14 protein-coding genes are annotated in these 18697 nt (G+C 27.5%); 5 read left to right on the top strand and 9 right to left on the bottom strand.

The window, feature by feature from the left end; genetic code table 11:
* Positions 1-157: 157 nt before the first annotated feature.
* The 6 genes from ACYUE0_RS13640 to ACYUE0_RS13615 all read right to left on the bottom strand — a co-directional run bounded on the left by ACYUE0_RS13640 (position 158) and on the right by ACYUE0_RS13615 (position 6470).
* On the bottom strand, positions 158-1672 hold the full coding sequence (locus ACYUE0_RS13640; RefSeq protein ID WP_061996646.1) for a YfcC family protein: 1515 nt from the start codon (positions 1670-1672) through the stop codon (positions 158-160).
* 430 nt (positions 1673-2102) lie between these two features.
* Positions 2103-3380 (bottom strand): uracil-xanthine permease family protein, encoded by a 1278-nt coding sequence (locus tag ACYUE0_RS13635; RefSeq protein ID WP_460270997.1) that lies wholly within the window; start codon positions 3378-3380, stop codon positions 2103-2105.
* A 269-nt stretch (positions 3381-3649) separates the two neighbouring features.
* Positions 3650-3967 (bottom strand): hypothetical protein, encoded by a 318-nt coding sequence (locus tag ACYUE0_RS13630; protein ID WP_061996648.1) that lies wholly within the window; start codon positions 3965-3967, stop codon positions 3650-3652.
* Between the two features lie 64 nt (positions 3968-4031).
* Positions 4032-4727 carry an MgtC/SapB family protein gene (locus ACYUE0_RS13625; RefSeq protein WP_061996649.1) on the bottom strand — a complete coding sequence of 232 codons (696 nt, stop codon included), beginning with the start codon at positions 4725-4727 and terminating at the stop codon, positions 4032-4034.
* A gap of 302 nt (positions 4728-5029) precedes the next feature.
* Positions 5030-5359: a HesB-like protein gene (locus ACYUE0_RS13620; RefSeq protein WP_199870011.1), complete on the bottom strand. Its 330-nt coding sequence runs from the start codon at positions 5357-5359 to the stop codon at positions 5030-5032.
* Between the two features lie 553 nt (positions 5360-5912).
* Positions 5913-6470, bottom strand: a complete 558-nt coding sequence (locus ACYUE0_RS13615) for a hypothetical protein (protein ID WP_460270996.1) — start codon at positions 6468-6470, stop codon at positions 5913-5915.
* 755 nt (positions 6471-7225) lie between these two features.
* Between ACYUE0_RS13615 and asnB the strand changes: the two genes are divergently transcribed.
* Positions 7226-9124 (top strand): asparagine synthase (glutamine-hydrolyzing), encoded by a 1899-nt coding sequence (asnB, locus tag ACYUE0_RS13610; protein ID WP_199870012.1) that lies wholly within the window; start codon positions 7226-7228, stop codon positions 9122-9124.
* Positions 9125-9465: 341 nt separating this feature from the next.
* The gene (locus ACYUE0_RS13605) at positions 9466-10074 is read left to right on the top strand and encodes an ECF transporter S component (RefSeq protein ID WP_026022359.1); all 609 of its coding nucleotides are present in this window, start codon (positions 9466-9468) and stop codon (positions 10072-10074) included.
* Between the two features lie 48 nt (positions 10075-10122).
* Here ACYUE0_RS13605 and ACYUE0_RS13600 read toward each other — a convergent pair whose 3' ends face one another.
* The 3 genes from ACYUE0_RS13600 to ACYUE0_RS13590 all read right to left on the bottom strand — a co-directional run bounded on the left by ACYUE0_RS13600 (position 10123) and on the right by ACYUE0_RS13590 (position 12650).
* Positions 10123-11103, bottom strand: a complete 981-nt coding sequence (locus ACYUE0_RS13600) for a P1 family peptidase (protein WP_460270995.1) — start codon at positions 11101-11103, stop codon at positions 10123-10125.
* A 164-nt stretch (positions 11104-11267) separates the two neighbouring features.
* Positions 11268-12221 carry an SPFH domain-containing protein gene (locus ACYUE0_RS13595; RefSeq protein WP_199870015.1) on the bottom strand — a complete coding sequence of 318 codons (954 nt, stop codon included), beginning with the start codon at positions 12219-12221 and terminating at the stop codon, positions 11268-11270.
* A gap of 3 nt (positions 12222-12224) precedes the next feature.
* On the bottom strand, positions 12225-12650 hold the full coding sequence (locus tag ACYUE0_RS13590; RefSeq protein WP_061994496.1) for an NfeD family protein: 426 nt from the start codon (positions 12648-12650) through the stop codon (positions 12225-12227).
* 343 nt (positions 12651-12993) lie between these two features.
* Between ACYUE0_RS13590 and ACYUE0_RS13585 the strand changes: the two genes are divergently transcribed.
* From ACYUE0_RS13585 to ACYUE0_RS13575, 3 genes are all read left to right on the top strand, one after another.
* Positions 12994-13608, top strand: a complete 615-nt coding sequence (locus ACYUE0_RS13585; protein WP_061994497.1) for a 3'-5' exonuclease — start codon at positions 12994-12996, stop codon at positions 13606-13608.
* 27 nt (positions 13609-13635) lie between these two features.
* Positions 13636-14799, top strand: coding sequence for an amidohydrolase (locus ACYUE0_RS13580; protein WP_460270994.1), 1164 nt, complete (start codon positions 13636-13638; stop codon positions 14797-14799).
* Between the two features lie 873 nt (positions 14800-15672).
* The gene (locus ACYUE0_RS13575) at positions 15673-18024 is read left to right on the top strand and encodes a transglycosylase domain-containing protein (protein WP_460270993.1); all 2352 of its coding nucleotides are present in this window, start codon (positions 15673-15675) and stop codon (positions 18022-18024) included.
* Positions 18025-18697: the final 673 nt, after the last annotated feature.

Here is an 18697-nt window from a genome sequence, read left to right as displayed (position 1 = left end):
ACTATTATTCTACAAAATAATATATAGTCTAAACATATTATCTTTATCTTACCACTAGATTATTAAAACTATGTTACTAATATACATATATTACATTAACTATAAAAAAATTAAAGTAGGCGATGAAAATCATCTCCTACTTTAATTTTTTATTACCTTAAATTAATACTTGAAGTATTAACATTACTATTCCTATTCCACCTATCATACCCATTAATGGTAATACGAATTTTAGCCATTTGTTATAAGTTACATCTACCATTTCTAATGATGCAAGTATAAGCCCTGTTGGAGTTATAAATGACATCAAACCTTGACCATACATATATGCACTAACAATACCATCTCTTGATATTCCAACTGAATCTGCAAGTGGTGCCATGATTGGCATTGCAAGTGTTGCAAGTCCTGAAGATGATGGTATGAAAAATCCTAATACACAAAATATCACTACCATAACAAGTATAAATAATATTGAATTCATACCAGTTACTAAATTAGATGATCCATAAAGTATAGTGTCGCTTATCAAGCCATTTTCCATTATTATGTTAACGCCTCTAGCAACACCTATAATAAGAGCAACACCTATTAAATCTCCTGCTCCTGTTATAAATTTCTCAACAAACACTTTTTCTCCCATACCAGAGATAACTCCGATAACTATTCCTACTATTAAGAATAGTGCTGTCATATCTTGGAATCCCCAACCTTGAGTTGAAACCCCCCAAACCATAACTACAAAGGCAAGTGCAAATATTATTAACATAAGTTTTCTTCTTATATTAAAATTTGGAAGATTATTAGCATCATATCCACTTAAGAATTTTTTGTCTATATGTTCTTTATCTTCAAATATGTAAGAATTTTTCGCATCCTTTTGTACTTTTTTTGCATATCGAATTATATATATTAATGCTAATCCTGTTGCCAATACAAGTCCTATTCCTCTGAACATAATACCATCTGTAAAGTTTACTCCAGCGGCATTTGAACCTGTAACAACTGAAAATGGATTAGTTGTTGCAAACATTGTTCCTATCGTTGAACCTAAGTATATTGCAGCTATACATACTAACGCATCATAACCTGATACTAAATATATTGGCATAAGTATAGGATAGAATGCTATAGTTTCTTCTGCTAATCCAAAACTTGTTCCTCCTGCTGCTACTAATACAGTAACTATAACTATAAGTAACATTTCTCTTCCTTTTGTAGCTCTTGATAGACTAGCAATCCCTGCATCAAAAGCTCCAGAATGGTTTATAACTCCGATAATTCCACCTAAAATAAATACAAACATTATAATATCTATTGAATCATACACACCTTGTATTGGTGCTGATAAAATTTTCACTAAACCTTGTGGATTACTTGGAAGTTCTTCATATGTATCTGGAATTGCTATTGGCTTGCTAATGCTTCCTTCTGTAAATTTTTCAACATTAACTTTAACACCTAAGCTTTCCAAAGTTTCTTGTGTTGCTGGCAACTCTTTAGTGTCACCTTTCGGCATTGTTATAACAAACTTGTCTGCTTCTGTATTATATTTAAGTTTAGCATAGCTTCCTGCTGGCACTAAGTAAGTTAATAACGCTACAAGTATTAACACTATAAATAATACCGTAAAGGCCGTTGGGAAGGATTTTTTCTTCTTTTCGTTACTCATTATTTTTCCTCCTTGTTGTTAAATTTTTGTTAAAATTGTTACAATTTAATTATATATTTCTCTTCATCTTTTTTCAAGTATTTTCGACATACTTTTATAATTTTTCTGTCAATTTTTTATTTTCTCTTAAATCGAACAAAGTGTTTATGTAATAAATACTTTGTTTTTAATTATAGTATAATTTTTCATTAAATATTATTTATTTTTCATTATTAATTGTATTTTTTTCATTATTTTCATTCATTTATTATTAACTTTTTATTAATATATTTTATTAATGTTAATGCTTAATTTTTGTTGTTTCATATGTTTTCCCAACATAACTCACTATCAAATAATTAAACTTTTATATCTTAAAAATATTTATCTGCTAAATTTAAAAATGCTTTAAGATGTTTGCCATCTTAAAGCATTCTATTATTCTATTATTCTATATATTTTTATTTTCTTTTATTACTTTCCTATTTATAACACTATTTAAAAGTACACCTAATATTGCTGCTAAACTCAATCCTGAAATCTTTACTGTTTCTGTAATTGGAATTCCTAAAACTATACCAAAGTTTCTTTCTAGTATGCCAGTTCCTAAACCTACTATTAATATAGTTGCCATAACTATTATGTTCTTAAAATTAAATTTCACACCGTCATTTTTTATACTTTTCACACCTACCATCGAAATCATAGAGAATAGTATTAAACTTATTCCTCCCATAACACAAGATGGTATTGATTGTAAGAACCCTCCTACTTTAGCTACAACCCCTAGTAATATAGCTATTACAGCTGTTAACCTTAATATAGATGGATCATAATTTTTTGTTAAAGCTAGTACTCCTGTATTTTCTCCATAAGTAGTATTAGCCGGTCCACCTATTAATGCAGAAAACATTGTTGCAAGACCATCACCAAGTAATGTTTTATTTAATCCTGGATCCTCTATAAAGTTTTTCCCTACAACTTGTCCATTGGTTGTTATATCTCCAACATGTTCCATTAATACAGCTAGTATTACTGGTGCTATAACAGCTACTGATGCTAAATCAAATTTAGGCAAATTGAAAGCTGGCATTGCTATTAATGGTGCATTAGCTATTATAGATGTATCAACAATTTGTAATACTAACGATATGCTATACCCTATTATAACTGCTATTAATATTGACAATTGCTTTAAAAAACCTTTACCAAAAGTTTTAATTACTATGGCTGTCATAAGTGTTATTGCCGCTATTAATAAATTTTCTGATGCCATATCAAATGCCGTAGGTATTAAATTTAAACCTATTACTATAATCATAGGTCCTACCACTTGTGCTGGCAAATATCTTTTTATATTTTTAACACCTACTTTTTTTACCCCGAAGGATAATATCACATATAAAAATCCTGCTACCATGATTCCACCTTGAGCATAACTTAAGTCACCGCCATGCATTTCACTAACTGATATTATTACAGATATGAATGCAAAAGATGACCCTAAGAATACTGGAACTTTTCCTTTAGTACAAAAATGAAATATTAACGTTCCACATCCTGCTGCTATAAGTGCTATTGATGGATTAAAACCTGTTAATATCGGAACTAAAACGGTAGCTCCAAACATAGCTATTAGGTGTTGACTCGCTAAAATTATTCTTTTTAATTTAGCCAGTAAACATCCTCCCTCATTTGATTTGGATATAGATATTGCTTTTTCTGTCATAACAAAACCTCCTGAAAAATTTTTTCAAGGAGAAATTAACTTTCTCCTTTTCAGCCTCTCTGGACTGATTTAAAGGCAATATTGTCTTTAATTTGATAATCTTTGTTCTAAGTTATTTACTTTATATAATATTTTATAATAAAAAAACTTCTTGCATGACTGCAAGAAGTTATAATATTCCTAGTTATAATAGTAATATTTCAACTTAACTTATTAAATCTTGCAGCCTCTCTGGACTATTTTAAAGATTATTATTTTTATTAAGTATATCACTTTCTTTTAGGCTTTACAAGTATTAAATTATTAAATTTCATAGCTTTGGTAGTTATTTTTATAATATCATTATAAACTTTTTTACTATCTACCTGAACGATTTCGCCATTTGTGACCCGCTCAACAATCTTATCTAACTTTTCTGGTGGATCTATTTTTCTATTAAGATCATTGTGCCAGACAACTATATGCCGACATTCTTCTAATGTTAATACTCTTCTCTCTTTATCTTCAAATCTCTTTAAAGTTATTACCATAACATATAAAGACACTATAAGTATTATAAGAGAACCGTTTTCTATAACTGTACCCATTACATTACTCTCCTTGTTGTTATTTTCTATTTACTTAATTAATTGTTTGAGTTTAATTTTATATTCAAATGAACTTAACTTGTATAAACTTTTGAGTTAAAATAATATTATCTAAAAGTTCTAATATATCAACACTTATTGGAATCATCATATAGTATGTGCAACTTTCAATTTTTTTATTACTTTCTTCTTTTACACTGCACTCCATTCCACATATTTTTATATTTTCTTCTTTTAAAATTTCATAGAAAACTTTTGTAGCTTCATATTTATCTTCATATTCTAAATATATTTTCATTTTTTTACCGTCTGCATACTTATTCTCTGCTTTTTTAAAAAACACCAAAACAAAATACACTGCTATAGTTGAAACTATTGATAAAAAATAGAACCCCATTCCAACACCAAGGCCTATACATGCAACTGCCCATATAGATGCTGCTGTTGTAAGACCTTTCACTAACCCTTTTTCATGTATTATTGTTCCTGCACCTAAAAATCCGACTCCTGTTATTACTTGTGCTCCAAGCCTACATAAATCCACTTTTAACACTTGAGAAAGTTCTGGATTAGTACTTATTAGGTTAATTGCATATTCCATTGTACAAAGTTGTACCATAGATGTAACTGTAGCACCTACACAAACCAACATGTGAGTTCTAAGCCCTGCTGGTCTACGATTGTTCTCTCTATCCTGTCCAATAACCCCTCCAATAATAAAAGCTAATAATAGTCTAATAACTATATCTGTCCACTCCATAGCTACACCCCCACAATTTAACCCCTAAGCTAATAACAGCTTATAAAGTAAAAAATTTATGTACTATATAATTACTCCTTAGCACAAATCATCATATTTCTTCACTTGTTAAAATTTTAACTTTTTAGTTTTTATTAAGTCCTTGTTAAAGTACATTTCAAATATTTACTTGTACTAATATGGTATGTAACTATATACTCTTTTGTGATTATTTTTCACTTTAATTTTTTTATTTTAAAACTAAAAGTGGTGCCTGTTTTGGCACCACTTTTAATTTATTTATAATTAATATATTTTAAAGACTAACTACAACTTGAGCAAGATGCGCATCCGCCACCTTCTGGTTTAATTTCAGGCTCTATAGAAAATCCACCCATTCCGTTTTCTTCACCAGATAATATTGTTAATTCTCCAAACTGTGCAGTAACATCTTTATCTACTAAAAATGTTAAACCTTGCATTTCTTCAATGTTATCTGATTCTTTTTGTTCATCTAGAACAAGACTAAAAGCTGGACCTCCACAGCCCATACCTGCAAAATGTATTCTTATTACATCAGCTGTAACTTCATTATCATTTAAGAATTGTTTGAATTCTTTAAATGCATTTTCGCTTATTTTAACAATACTCATGTTTATCCCTCTTTCTTTTTTTAATAATAAGACAAAGTCATTGATAATTATTATTATTTAGTCGCAAATTAATAATAATACATATTTAAACTCATTGCAATATGTTTTTATTATTATATTCAAAAATATAATTACTACTCTATCTATATTTTTAAAAATAAAAAACTGAAGAATAATTCTTAACTCTTCAGCTAGAAACTTTTAATATTTATAATTTTAATATCTTATTTTACTTGTTTTTATATTGTTCTAAAATCATATTTTACAAATTATAATTTTAACATACCTAAAAAATTATATATACTAAAAATCCACTTATATCTAAGGAATAAATATTAAAACTTCTTATGATTTGTACATAAATTAAACTTTAAGATTATTTTTCTATACATTATAGAGAAACAAGCTCAAATTTAAATTTATTCAATAATCTTAAAATATTTTCATACAAGATGCCGCGTTGAATTCTAAATGATTCAGAGCATATGTCACTATTTGGGATATCCAAGCTTTAAAATGAGTAATTTTTAAAGTCAACTTGGAATACTATAAGTTAAGCCAAGCTTTTTTTAGTTATAAATTCTTTGATAGGTATTATGTCATTTACAAACATTCTATGTGAATGTTTTTCATAAGATACTTTTATAATTTCTTTATCTATAATCTTTCTTTCTTGTATATAATCTTCAAAATCATATAATACTAAAACTGTAATTGGCATATATTGTATCACATCATACAAATTTTCTATAAATTTAATGAATAAATTTTTACTACTATTTTCTATTATATACTTTGCATCTATTATTAATATAACGTCAGAGAATCCACAGTTTATTTTTTCATCTTTATATCTTTTCAAAAAATCTTCTAAAACATTTTTTTCCCCTTCAAAAACTATATTTTTCATATTATCATTTTTAACCATAGTTTTTTCTGTGTCATTTAGAAATTCATTTAAAAGCTTAAATGTCTTATCTTCAACATTTAAATATACAAATACATTTTTTTCCATATTGTTTTTTATGTATTTATACATATTTATAAGCATGTGATCATTTCCACAATAATAGAAGGTTATGCTTTTTCCTATACCTTTTGATATATCCATATTATATTCCTCCTAAATGTATTTTTACATTCTCTACAATATATATATTCTCATATTTTTCCTTGTTTTTCCAATATTTTATTCCTTTATTTTTCTTATTTTTTAGACATTATAATAATAATAACAACAATTTTATAAAATTTCTGTATAAAACATAATTTTTTTTTACATTTTTAAACACATTCCAACTAACTTATACATTATTTCATCAGTCTAAAATTATATTTATAATATATTTTAGACTTTAACATCCTTTTATAACTTATGTTTATATTAATTATTAAATTTATAAAATAAATCTTATTCTTATTTGAGATTTTATGGTATACTTTAATAGGATAAAATTTATAAAATAAGATTTGGATTTAATAACTATAAAAATTGCTATATTTTTACAGCAATTAACCTATTTACCTATTTAATTTTTATTTACATAAATTTAATAATGAAATGGGCAAGCTAAATTTAAAACTATTTGTTAATATAAAACTTTCTATTTATTAAAGTTAAAAATTATAGCTTATAAAGCTTGTCATTTTTATGAAGGTAATTATTAGCTTACGCTTTATAATATTAAATAAGCTAACCTTTAACTAATTTACATTTTGAACTTAAGATTATATTTTGCAATATAACTTTTAGTATGTTGTTAATCTTTTAATTGGTTATATATTGACCAACTTTTTTTCTTAATATAAAATGTAAAAATAAGAATTAAGAATTTTTATAAAATTTTCCACTAAGGAGGACTTAACATGTGTGGATTTGTAACATTTTTTAGTAATAATCCTATGACTCTTGACAACAAGGCTAAACTTAGTCCAATGTCTGAAGCAATTATTCATAGGGGACCAACTCAAGATGGAGAATATTTTGATGAACATGTATACTTAGGATTTAGAAGACTTAGTATACTAGATTTAGAAAACGGAAAACAACCTTATAGCTATGGAAACGATGAGTATGAATTAATTTTTAATGGCGAGGTTTATAACTATAGAGAACTAAGAGAAGATTTAATAAAAGAAGGCTATAACTTTACAACTGATTCAGAAATCGAAGTAATAGCTACTTTATATAAACACGAAGGCGAAAGTTTTGTAAAAAAACTTAGAGGTATGTTTTCTATAATAATTTGGGATAAAGTAAAACAGGTATTTTTCGGAATTAGAGATCCATTTGGTATAAAACCTTTTTACTATATTGAAAATGAAAATGGACTATATGTTGCATCAGAACTAAAAAGCTTTTTTGCCAATCCTGAAACAACTTATAAGGATTTAGATACTAAGGCTATTCATGACTATTTAACATTTCAATTTGTACCTGAACCAAATACTATGCTTAAAGATGTAAAACTGTTAAAACCAGGTCATACAATAAGAAAAGAACTAGGCAAAAAGTGTGAAATAAATCAATATTATAGCTTGCAATTCAATCCTATTTCTATGCCTAAAGATGACCGAATGAAAGAAATACGAAATGTTGTTGAAAAATCAGTAGAGCTTCATATGAATGCAGATGTTCCTGTTGCTACATTTTTATCTGGTGGTATAGACTCTACAGTTGTTACTGCACTTGCTAGCAAAATAGATCCAAACATTAAATCTTTTACTATTGGATTTGATAGAGAAGGCTACACAGAAATAGACTTAGCTAAAGAAACTGCTGATAAATTAGGAGTAGAAAATATAAGTAGAATTATTTCTGCTGAAGAATTTGCAAATGAAATTCCTAAAATCATTTGGCATATGGATGAACCTGTAGCTGACCCTGCAGCAATTCCTCTTTATTTTATTTCACAAGAAGCTCGTAAACATGTAACTGTTGTTTTATCTGGAGAAGGGGCAGACGAGGTGTTTGGTGGATACACTATATATCATGAGCCATTATCACTTCAAGGTTTTAAAAATGTTCCAAAGCCAGTAAAATCTATGTTAAAAGCTATTTCAAACAAAATGCCTGAAGGAATGAAAGGAAAAAGCTTCTTAGATAGAGGTTGTACTCCACTTTCTGAACGTTATGTTGGAAATGCTAAAATCTTTTTAGACGAAGAAAAAGCTTCAATTTTAAAAAATTATAATAGTGATTTTACTTATGCTAAAACTATGAAACCAATATATGATAAAATAAAGAATTATGATGAAGTTACACAAATGCAATATGTTGATTTCAATACTTGGCTTACAGGTGATATATTAGTTAAAGCTGATAGAATGAGTATGGCTCACTCTTTAGAATTAAGAGTTCCATTCTTAGATACAGAGGTTTTAAAAGTTGCTTCTAAATTAAATCTTGAAGAAAAAATTAATGGCAACGTAACTAAATATATGCTAAGAGAAGCTTATAAATCACAACTTCCAATGCTTGGAGCTATAGATAGAAAAAAACTTGGATATCCGGTACCAATTCGTGTATGGCTTAAAAAAGAGCTTTATGATTGGGCTGTAAATATAGTAAAACAAAGTAATGCTGAATTTATAAACAAAAAAGCTGTACTTGACTTAATCGAAGAACATAGAAAAGGACCTTTCGATAGAAGCAGAAAAATATGGACTATTCTTGTATTCTTAATATGGCACAGAATTTACATAGAAAACACAGCTTCATATGACTTTGCAAAAGAAATAGCTTTAGATAAGATAAACAAATAAATATATACTAGATTTTTAAAGACATTAAAGTGATTATGCTTTAATGTCTTTTTTATATTTATAAAACTTAATATGAATTTAAGTAATAAATATATAATTAATCTATACCTATATACTATAGAAAATATTATTTCAAATACGTTTAAATTTAACAAAATGTCTAAAAAAAATTCTTAATTCTCCATTTTATATTGATTTTTTATTGTGAAATGTTATAAAATACAATTGTCAGTATTCAAATTGAAACTGAACAATGTAGTAATATTTACTTTCATTGTGGCACATATATGTGCATAACACCAAATTATATCCTAAAAGGAATAAGAATGGGAGGATTTGTAATGGAGTCAACTTTTAAAAACACAAAGTCAAAGAAGTCTAAACTTACAGTTAGACAAATGGCTATTGTAGGAATGCTGTCTGGAGTTTCTATATTCTTAGGAGTAACAAAACTAGGATTTATACCACTTCCAGCTATGAATGCTACAATACTACATTTACCAGTAATAATCGGTGGAATTTTAGAGGGACCTTTAGTTGGTGGACTTATAGGGTTAATCTTTGGACTTTTTAGTATGTTCCAAGCAATAACAGCACCAACATTAACTTCTTTTATGTTTTTAAACCCTATAATAGCATTAATTCCAAGAGTATTAATTGGCGTTGGAAGTTATTACATCTATAAAGTATTTAAAACTAAAAAAGATACTTTTAAACTTACAATAACTGCTTTTTTAGCTTCTATGATTAATACTATTGGTGTCTTAGGTCTTGGATACTTAATTTATGCAGATAAACTATCTAGCATTTGGGGACTTACAAGCAATAAAGCTGTAGGACTTGCTTGCTTAACAATAGGTGCAACTAATGGTATACCTGAAGCTATTGTAGCAGCAGTGATTGTAACACCTATAATAATATCGATGAAAAAAATTAAAAAATCAAGATAGATATAAAAGAGCACTAAAACTTTAGTGCTCTTTATTAATATAATATATTTACAAATTTCTCTTTTTTAAAAGTTCATTTCTACTTAGTAAGCCATAACTACTTTCTGCACTTTCTATGGCATTAATCACTGCCTTTTCCATTACCTTAGATGCTAACATTCCAACAGTGCTTACATCAGCTTCTACTATATTAGTAGCCATTGTAAATATTGTATCTCCATCATACATTGTATGAACAGGATATATAGTTTTTGCAAAACCATTATGTGCAATTGATGCAATTTTATTAGTTTCATTTTTACTTAATTTAGCATTGGTTACAATTAAACCTATAGTTGTATTACCATTAAATCTATTATTTTTATTTTCATATTCTTTTATTAATACATCCTCTGTATTTAAAAAGCTTAATTTGTTATAATCTAATACCCCTGCTAATATTTTTCCTGTTAATGGATCTATAACATCACCAAAAGCATTTACAGCAACCATTGCACCTATTTTCAAATCTCCAATTTGTATAGCATAAGATCCAAGACCACTTTTCATTGAAAAATTCGTACCTAATGCCTTCCCTATTGTAGCTCCACATCCAGCTCCTACGTTTCCATTTAAGTCTTTTGTATTAGTTTCACTAAATACACATGCCTCATAACCCATTTTTTTATCTGGTCTAATTTTACTATCACCTATTGTTAAATCAAAAAGCACAGCACTACACACTATTGGTACTTTAGTAACACCAACATCAAATCCTATATTTTTTCTTTCTAAATATTCCATAACTCCACAGGATGCATCTAACCCGAAAGCACTTCCACCAGATAGCACTACTGCATGTATCTTTTCAATCATTTCTGTAGGATTCAAAAGATCTGTTTCCCTAGTTCCTGGAGCTCCTCCTCTTACAGCAACACCACCAGTAGCTCCTTCTTCACATAAAATCACAGTACAACCAGTTCCACCTTTATGATTTTCACAATGGCCTACCTTAATTTTTTCTATATCTAAAAACTTAATTTCCTTCATAAAAACACCTCTCATAAAATTTTATAAATATAGTATAATTAAAAATATATTCTACATCAATTTTTTTATAATTTTAGTTATCATCTTTTAGAATTCCAAATCATACTATATTTATATAAAAAAGGCATGTGAACTCAATCACATACCTCTTTATATTTTAATCTTTAATGATTTTTCATATCTTTTGACATATTTAATGTTTCTGCTATTGCAGCAATACTTCCTAAAGAATTTAAAGAATCAATTGGTAATATCATTTTATTTGCTGGATTCTTTGATAATTCCTTAAGAGCTTCAACTTGTTTTAAGGCTATAACAGCTTCATTTGTGCCAGATTCAATTATCGCCTTATTTACTCTTTGAATAGCCTCTGCTTCCGCCTTAGCTATAATCTCTATTGCACTGGATTTACCCTCTGCTTCTAAGAGTTGAGATTCTCTAAGTCCTTCTGCATGTCTTATATTCGCTTCCTTCTCTGCTTCTGCTTGAAGTATTTTTGAACGCTTATCTCCTTCTGCCTTAGCTATAGAACTTTCTCTTTGTCCTTCTGCTGTAAGTATAGCTGCTCTTTTATCTCTTTCTGCTTTCATTTGTTTTTCCATTGCATTTTGTATTTCCTGAGGTGGAACTATGTTTTTTATTTCTACAGAAAGTACTTTTATACCATATGCATCTGTTATAGTGTCAACTATTGTTAAAAGCTTTGAGTTTATAGTATCTCTTCCTGCTAAAACTTCATCTAAACTCATATCACCTATAATATTTCTCATATTAGTAATTGTTGAGTACATAATTCCTGATGTGAAATCTTCAATATTATAAACAGCATCCTTAGCATTTAAAACATGATAAAATATTACATTATCTACAGAAATTTTTACATTATCCTTTGTTATGACATTTTGTGGTGGTATGTCTAATATTTGTTGTTTCATTGAAATTTTCTTTCTTACAAAGTCAGCAAATGGTATAGTAATATGCCATCCCGGTTCTAAAATCTTATAAAACTGTCCAAACCTTTCTAAAACATAAACATAACCTGTGTTTACTACTTTTATTGTTGAAAGTATTATACCTACAATCAATAAAAGTACAACTATTACTCCTATAATAGCCATAAATTATTCATCTCCCTTTTTTATAATTAATTTATTTCCATCTACAGATATAACTTTAAAAATTTCTCCTTTTAATATATGAGTTCCTACATTCTTCACATTCCAATATATTCCATTAACTTTCACTTGTTTTTCTTTAAATATATCTTCTTCCGCTACAAAAACTTTTCCAATATATTTACCCATCGTCAAAGACTCTTTTTTAAAGGTCTTTTTTATATATTTTCTAGAAATTTTAAGACCTATTACTATTGAAATTCCACCTAATATTATGGCTATTAGAAGTTGAATTTCAAAATCTACTATAAATCCTATTAAAAATGCTGGTATAAAGCCTAAAATTAACCATGAATAAGTGAAGTCACTACTTAAATAGTCAATAGCTATTACAACGATTGTTAACCCAATCCAAATCCAATTCAAATTCATATTTTTTTACACTCCCCCCTAAAATAATACAAATTAAATTTATTTCACAATTTAACAATAGTATTATTTATACTATATAATACACTATTTTCTACAATTTGCAATATAAATAACTATCTGAATATGTGTGATTGTATAAATTTTAACATAACCCCCTTAAAAATATTACATACAAACCCCATATTAAATATATATTTAAAAATCTTAAGATAATTACTAGTCATTTTTTCTAATATACATTATTATATAATATAGTATCTTTAGTTTAAACTTTATTTATAAAATATGAAATTAACTAATGATTACACTTAAACAAATCTTATTTTAGGAGGATTTTTTTTTAATGAAAATGATTTTTTTTGATACAGAAACTACAGGGATATCGCCTGGAAACATATGTGAACTTTCTTATATAATTGTAGATACTGATGTAAAACCACAAAAAACTTACGGTAAAAATTTTTTCTTTGCTGTGGAATATGTGGAACCATCAGCTAAAGAAATACATGGATTTTCTGAAGAAGATTTATATAAATTAAGTAATGGCTTATATTTTGAAGATCAATTTGAAGAAATTTCAGATGACTTTTTAAATGCAGATATATTAATAGGTCACAATGTAAACTTTGATATTAAGTTTATAACTCATGAATTAGAGTTTTGTGAAATAAATTATAAACCTAAAAATACATTCTGTACTATGAACTATTATAAAAACATATGTAAATGTTCTAATGGTAAAGGTGGAATTAAAAATCCAAAACTTGAGGAAGTTGTTAATTTTTTAGGTCTTAATTCGACAATAATAAAAAATAAAGCTAATGAATTATTTGATGGTAGTGGAAATTACCATGATGCTAGATTTGACACAGCTGCAACATATTTAGTTGTAACTGAAGGAATAAGAAAAGGTTTAATCCCTAAAGGCTATTTCACAAAAATGGTTAAAAATAATTAATATAATTTTATTGGGGGTATTGTTAATATGATAGTTATTATAAATGCTAGTATTCATACTATGACTGACTTAATTTTAGAAAATGGAATGATTATTATTAAAGATGATAAGATACAGGATTTAGGTTATAATTTACCAATTCCTGAAGATTCATTGGTAATAGATGCTAAAGGTGGTTTTTTAATGCCTGGATTAATTGATGCTCATTGTCATGTAGGTATGTGGGAAAATGGCATTGGATTTGAAGGTGCTGATGGTAATGAAGCTACTGATCCAGCAACGCCTCACCTTAGAGCCATAGATGGTATAAATCCTTTAGATAAATGCTTTGAAGAAGCTTTGCACTCAGGTATTACTACAGTTTCAACAGGTCCTGGTAGCGCTAATGTTATAGGTGGCCAATTTACAATAATGAAAACCTACGGAAAAACAATAGATGATATGGTTGTTAAAGAGTGTTCTGCCATGAAAATTGCTTTTGGTGAAAATCCAAAAAGAGTCTATGGAAATCAAAAGAAATCCCCTTCAACGAGAATGGGTACTGCATCAATTCTTAGAGAAAATTTTAAAAAAGCTGAAATTTATGTTGAAAAACAAAAAAAAGCTATAGAAGGCATTGAAAAAGCTCCCGAATTTGATATGAAAATGGAAGCATTGGCCAAGGTAATAAAAGGCGAACTGCCTCTTAAAGCTCATGCCCATAGAGCAGATGATATATTATCAGCAATTAGAATTGCAAAAGAATTTGATTTAGATTTATCTTTAGAACATTGCACTGAAGGTCATTTGATTGTGGATTATTTAAAAAATGAAAATTTAAAAGGTGTAATAGTTGGTCCAACTTTATCTGATAGATCAAAAGTAGAACTTCAAAATTTAACATTTAAAACTCCAACTTTATTAAACCATGCTGGAATAAAGATATCAATTATGACAGATCATCCAGTTATACCTCTTCAATATCTACCTATTTGTGCCGCTTTAGCTGCTAGAGAAGGTATGGACGATGAGGAAGCCTTACGCTCTATAACTATAAATCCAGCAAAAACTTTAGATATCCATCATAGGGTTGGTTCTATAGAAAAAAATAAAGATGCCGACATAGTTATTTATAATGGTCATCCTTTTGATTTAAGAAATAAAGTTAAATTTGTAATGATAAATGGTGAAATTATTAGAAACGAACTTTAATATATATTTCTTAATATTAGTATAACTATAATTTTCATGTTAAAGTTATGAATTTAGAATATTATTTCTATATTTCATAACTTTTTATTAACCCTATGTATAATTATCTACTTTATATTAATCAAAATATTGTTGTATTTTTTTCAATATCCATTGTATAATATTAAAGGTTTGTTGTATATGTTATTATTTGTATAAATTTTAATATAAATAATAAAAAAGATTTATTATGTTTTTATTATTTAATTAATTTCTTTACAATAATATAGGGAAACAAGCTCGCATTTGAATTTATTCAATAACTTTAAAATATTTTCATTCTAAATTCAGTCTTAGGTTTAGATGCTTGCGAGCTTACATCACTGTTTTGTTATCTAAGTTTTAGAATTAATAATTTTTTAAGTTAAATTATAACCTAGACCATATGTTAATAATTCTGTTACAATAAATAAATTTTGAAGTTATTGTACATTTTTTGTAGCTTTGAGTGTTAAATAAATATAATTATTAACAGATGCAATTTTATAGTAATAATTAAGTAAAAGTGTCCAATTTACAATTTTATATGGATTAACCTTATAATTTATAAACTTGAAATTATACAATTAAATAATATGTTAATAACTACTTTGCATATTAATAAAAATTGAAGTATAATCCATTTAAGGGTTTTCCACTATGCACTTTTAAATTAATTAAAAAATTTATTAAAATATAACTTATCTTTGTTTTATTGCTTATAAATAAAATATTTGTTAAATTTTAGTAATATTTTTTAATAATATTTATTATTATTATATTATCTTGATTAGTTTTTATAGAAATATGTTATATTAAGATAATATTAAAACTTCTTTATGAAAGGAGCCCAATATGAAAGAAAAAACAACAGATAAACAAAAAAAGAAAACTCGTCGCAAAAAATCCAAAAGCAAGGGGATTTTAAAGGGTTTTTTTATATTTTTATTAGTTATTACTCTTGTAGGAATGCTTGTTTTAGCTTTTAATTATAAAAATCTAAAAAACTTTTATAATGATTCTGTAGAAAAAGCTAACTCTGTATCATATCAAACATTTTTAAGCAAAATGCCTACGGTAATTTATGATAAAGACGGACAAGTAATCCGAGAATTAGCTCAATATGATTACTCATATTTAGATTACAAAAACATACAGCCAAATATTGTTAATGCCTTTATTTCTATAGAAGATCCTAGATTTTGGAAACATAATGGTGTTGACTTTAAAGCATTATTTCGTGCTGGATTAGAACTCGTAAAAAATAAAGGAGAAATAACACAAGGTGGATCTACTATAACTCAACAACTTGTTAAAACTACAGTTCTCTCTCACGAGCAAACTTTTAAAAGAAAGTTTCAAGAGATAATAATTTCTCGTAAACTTGAAGAAAAATATAGCAAAGAACAAATTATTGAGTTCTATATCAATAATATATATTTTGGTAATGGGAATTATGGTATCGAATCCGCATCTAATTATTATTTTAACAAACCATCTAAAGATTTAGATTTAAGTGAACTTTGCTTTTTAGCAGCTATACCTAATAACCCTACTATGTTTGATCCTTTATCAAATATAGAAAACACTCTTGAGAGAAGAAACCTTATACTTGATAAAATGTTAAAAGCAAAAACAATTAATCAAGACGAACATGATAGTGCTAAATCCGAAGAGATTAATCTTAATGTTAAAGAACATGAGAATTATGAACCAGAGGGTTATACGATAACTTATGCACTAAATTGTACTATCGAACAACTTATGGCTAAATCAGGTTTTAAATTTAGGACAAGTTTTAAGGATGATAATGATAGAACATCTTATTTTGATAATTATGATAAGTTATATATGGAGCTTAATGCTTCAATAAGAAAAGGTGGATATAAAATTTACACTTCATTAGACCCTGGAAAACAAGAACTATTACAAAATAGTTTAGATAATAACTTATCTGGTTATTATGGCATTGATCCCGATACAGGACTTTATTCAATGCAAGGATCTGCTGTTACAATAGATAATACAACTGGAAATGTAGTTGCAATTGTAGGTGGTAGAAGTCAGGATGGAGTTGATAATACATTTAATAGAGCTTACTTAGCTCCTAGACAGCCCGGCTCTGCAATCAAACCACTTGTGGCATACACTCCTGCTTTTGAACGTGGATATACTGCTAATAGCACTTTAGAAGATAAAGCAATATCTAATGGTCCTGCTAACTGGTATAGTGGCTATAAAGGATATGTAAATCTTAGATATGCAACTGAAATTTCCATAAATACTATACCTTTTAATCTAGTTAATGAAATAGGTGTAGATACAGCATTATCTTATCTTCACAATATGAAATTTAAGTATATAATGCCGTCAGATACAACACCTATAGTTTCTATAGGAGGTTTTACTAAAGGTACAACTGCTGTAGAAATGGCTGGAGCATACTCAACACTAGCTAGAAATGGTCAATATATAGAAACTACATGTCTAGAAAAAATAGAAAACTATGAAAATGAAGTTTTATACAAAAATTCTCATGCAAAAATAGAGATATATTCAGAAGATGCTACCAAAGAAATGACCAGTATATTGAAAGGTGTTATATCTAAACCTCACGGTACAGGTTATGGAGCAGCTTTAAAAAATGGTATGCCATCAGCTGGTAAAACAGGAACTACAGATGATGATAAAGATGCTTGGTTTTGTGGTTATACTCCTTATTACACTACTGTTGTTTATGTTGGAGCTGATATTCCTCAAACTATATATAAAGGTGGAGAAGTATCAAAATCCATTTGGAAAGATTATATGGATGAGATACATTTTGGATTACCTTTAAAAGATTTTGATGGAAGTACACTTTCTGGTCCAGATTTAAATATCATACCAGATGAAACACCTAAACCTGATACAGAAAAAGAAACTGACAAAACTAAAGATAAAGATAAAGATAAAGACAAGGATAAGGATAAAGATAAAGACAAGGATAAGGAAAATAAACCTGAAACAAATAATCCAGGAAACAATAATGGTAACAATAATGGAAATAATAATGGTAATGGAAATACGAACCCTGGTGAGGGTGGTGGCGAAACAAAACCACCAGTGGATCCTGTAGATCCACCAGTAGATCCAGTAGACCCACCTGTAGATCCAGTGGATCCACCAGTAAATCCACCAGTGGATCCACCTAAGAACCCTACTTAATATAGAATATAATAAAAAGTGCTTAAATTTTAATAAATTTAAGCACTTTTTCTTTTGAAACACATTATATATTTTATCATATATAATAAGCCTCTATATGCCATTCTTTCAAAGGAAAATATTTTTTAACGTCTTTTAACCCTAGCAACTAGTTTTATTTTATATATGCATACATATAGCCTTTATAGCATATACCAATTTTTCATTTTAACAAAATTTATTCAAGTAAGCCAAGCATAACATTTATTTTTATAAAATTTTTTAATTAAATATATTTTGCATTCCCATACAAATAACCCTAAAATTAAATTTTATGTTTAAAACACTATATTTAATGTGTTTAATATTATAATAATACTTGCTTGTTCTATAGGGAAACAAGCTCCAACTTAACTTTATTCAATAACCTTAAAATATTTTTATACAAGATGCAGTGTTAAATTCTAAGTGATTCTGAGCATGTCTCACTATTTTAGGTATACAAGTTTTGGAATGGATAATTTTAAAAGTCAACTTGGAACCCTATATAGGGAAACAAGCTCCAATTTAAACTTATTCAATAACTTTAAAATATTTTCATACAAGATTCAGCATTGAATTCTAGGTGATTCGGAACATGTCTCACTATTTTAGGTATACAAGTTTTGGAATGGATAATTTTAAGAGTCAACTT

The organism is Clostridium sp. CTA-19, from assembly GCF_054767855.1.
Note: the sequence above shows the minus strand (reverse complement) of the source record. Positions and strands in the feature narration are given on the sequence as shown.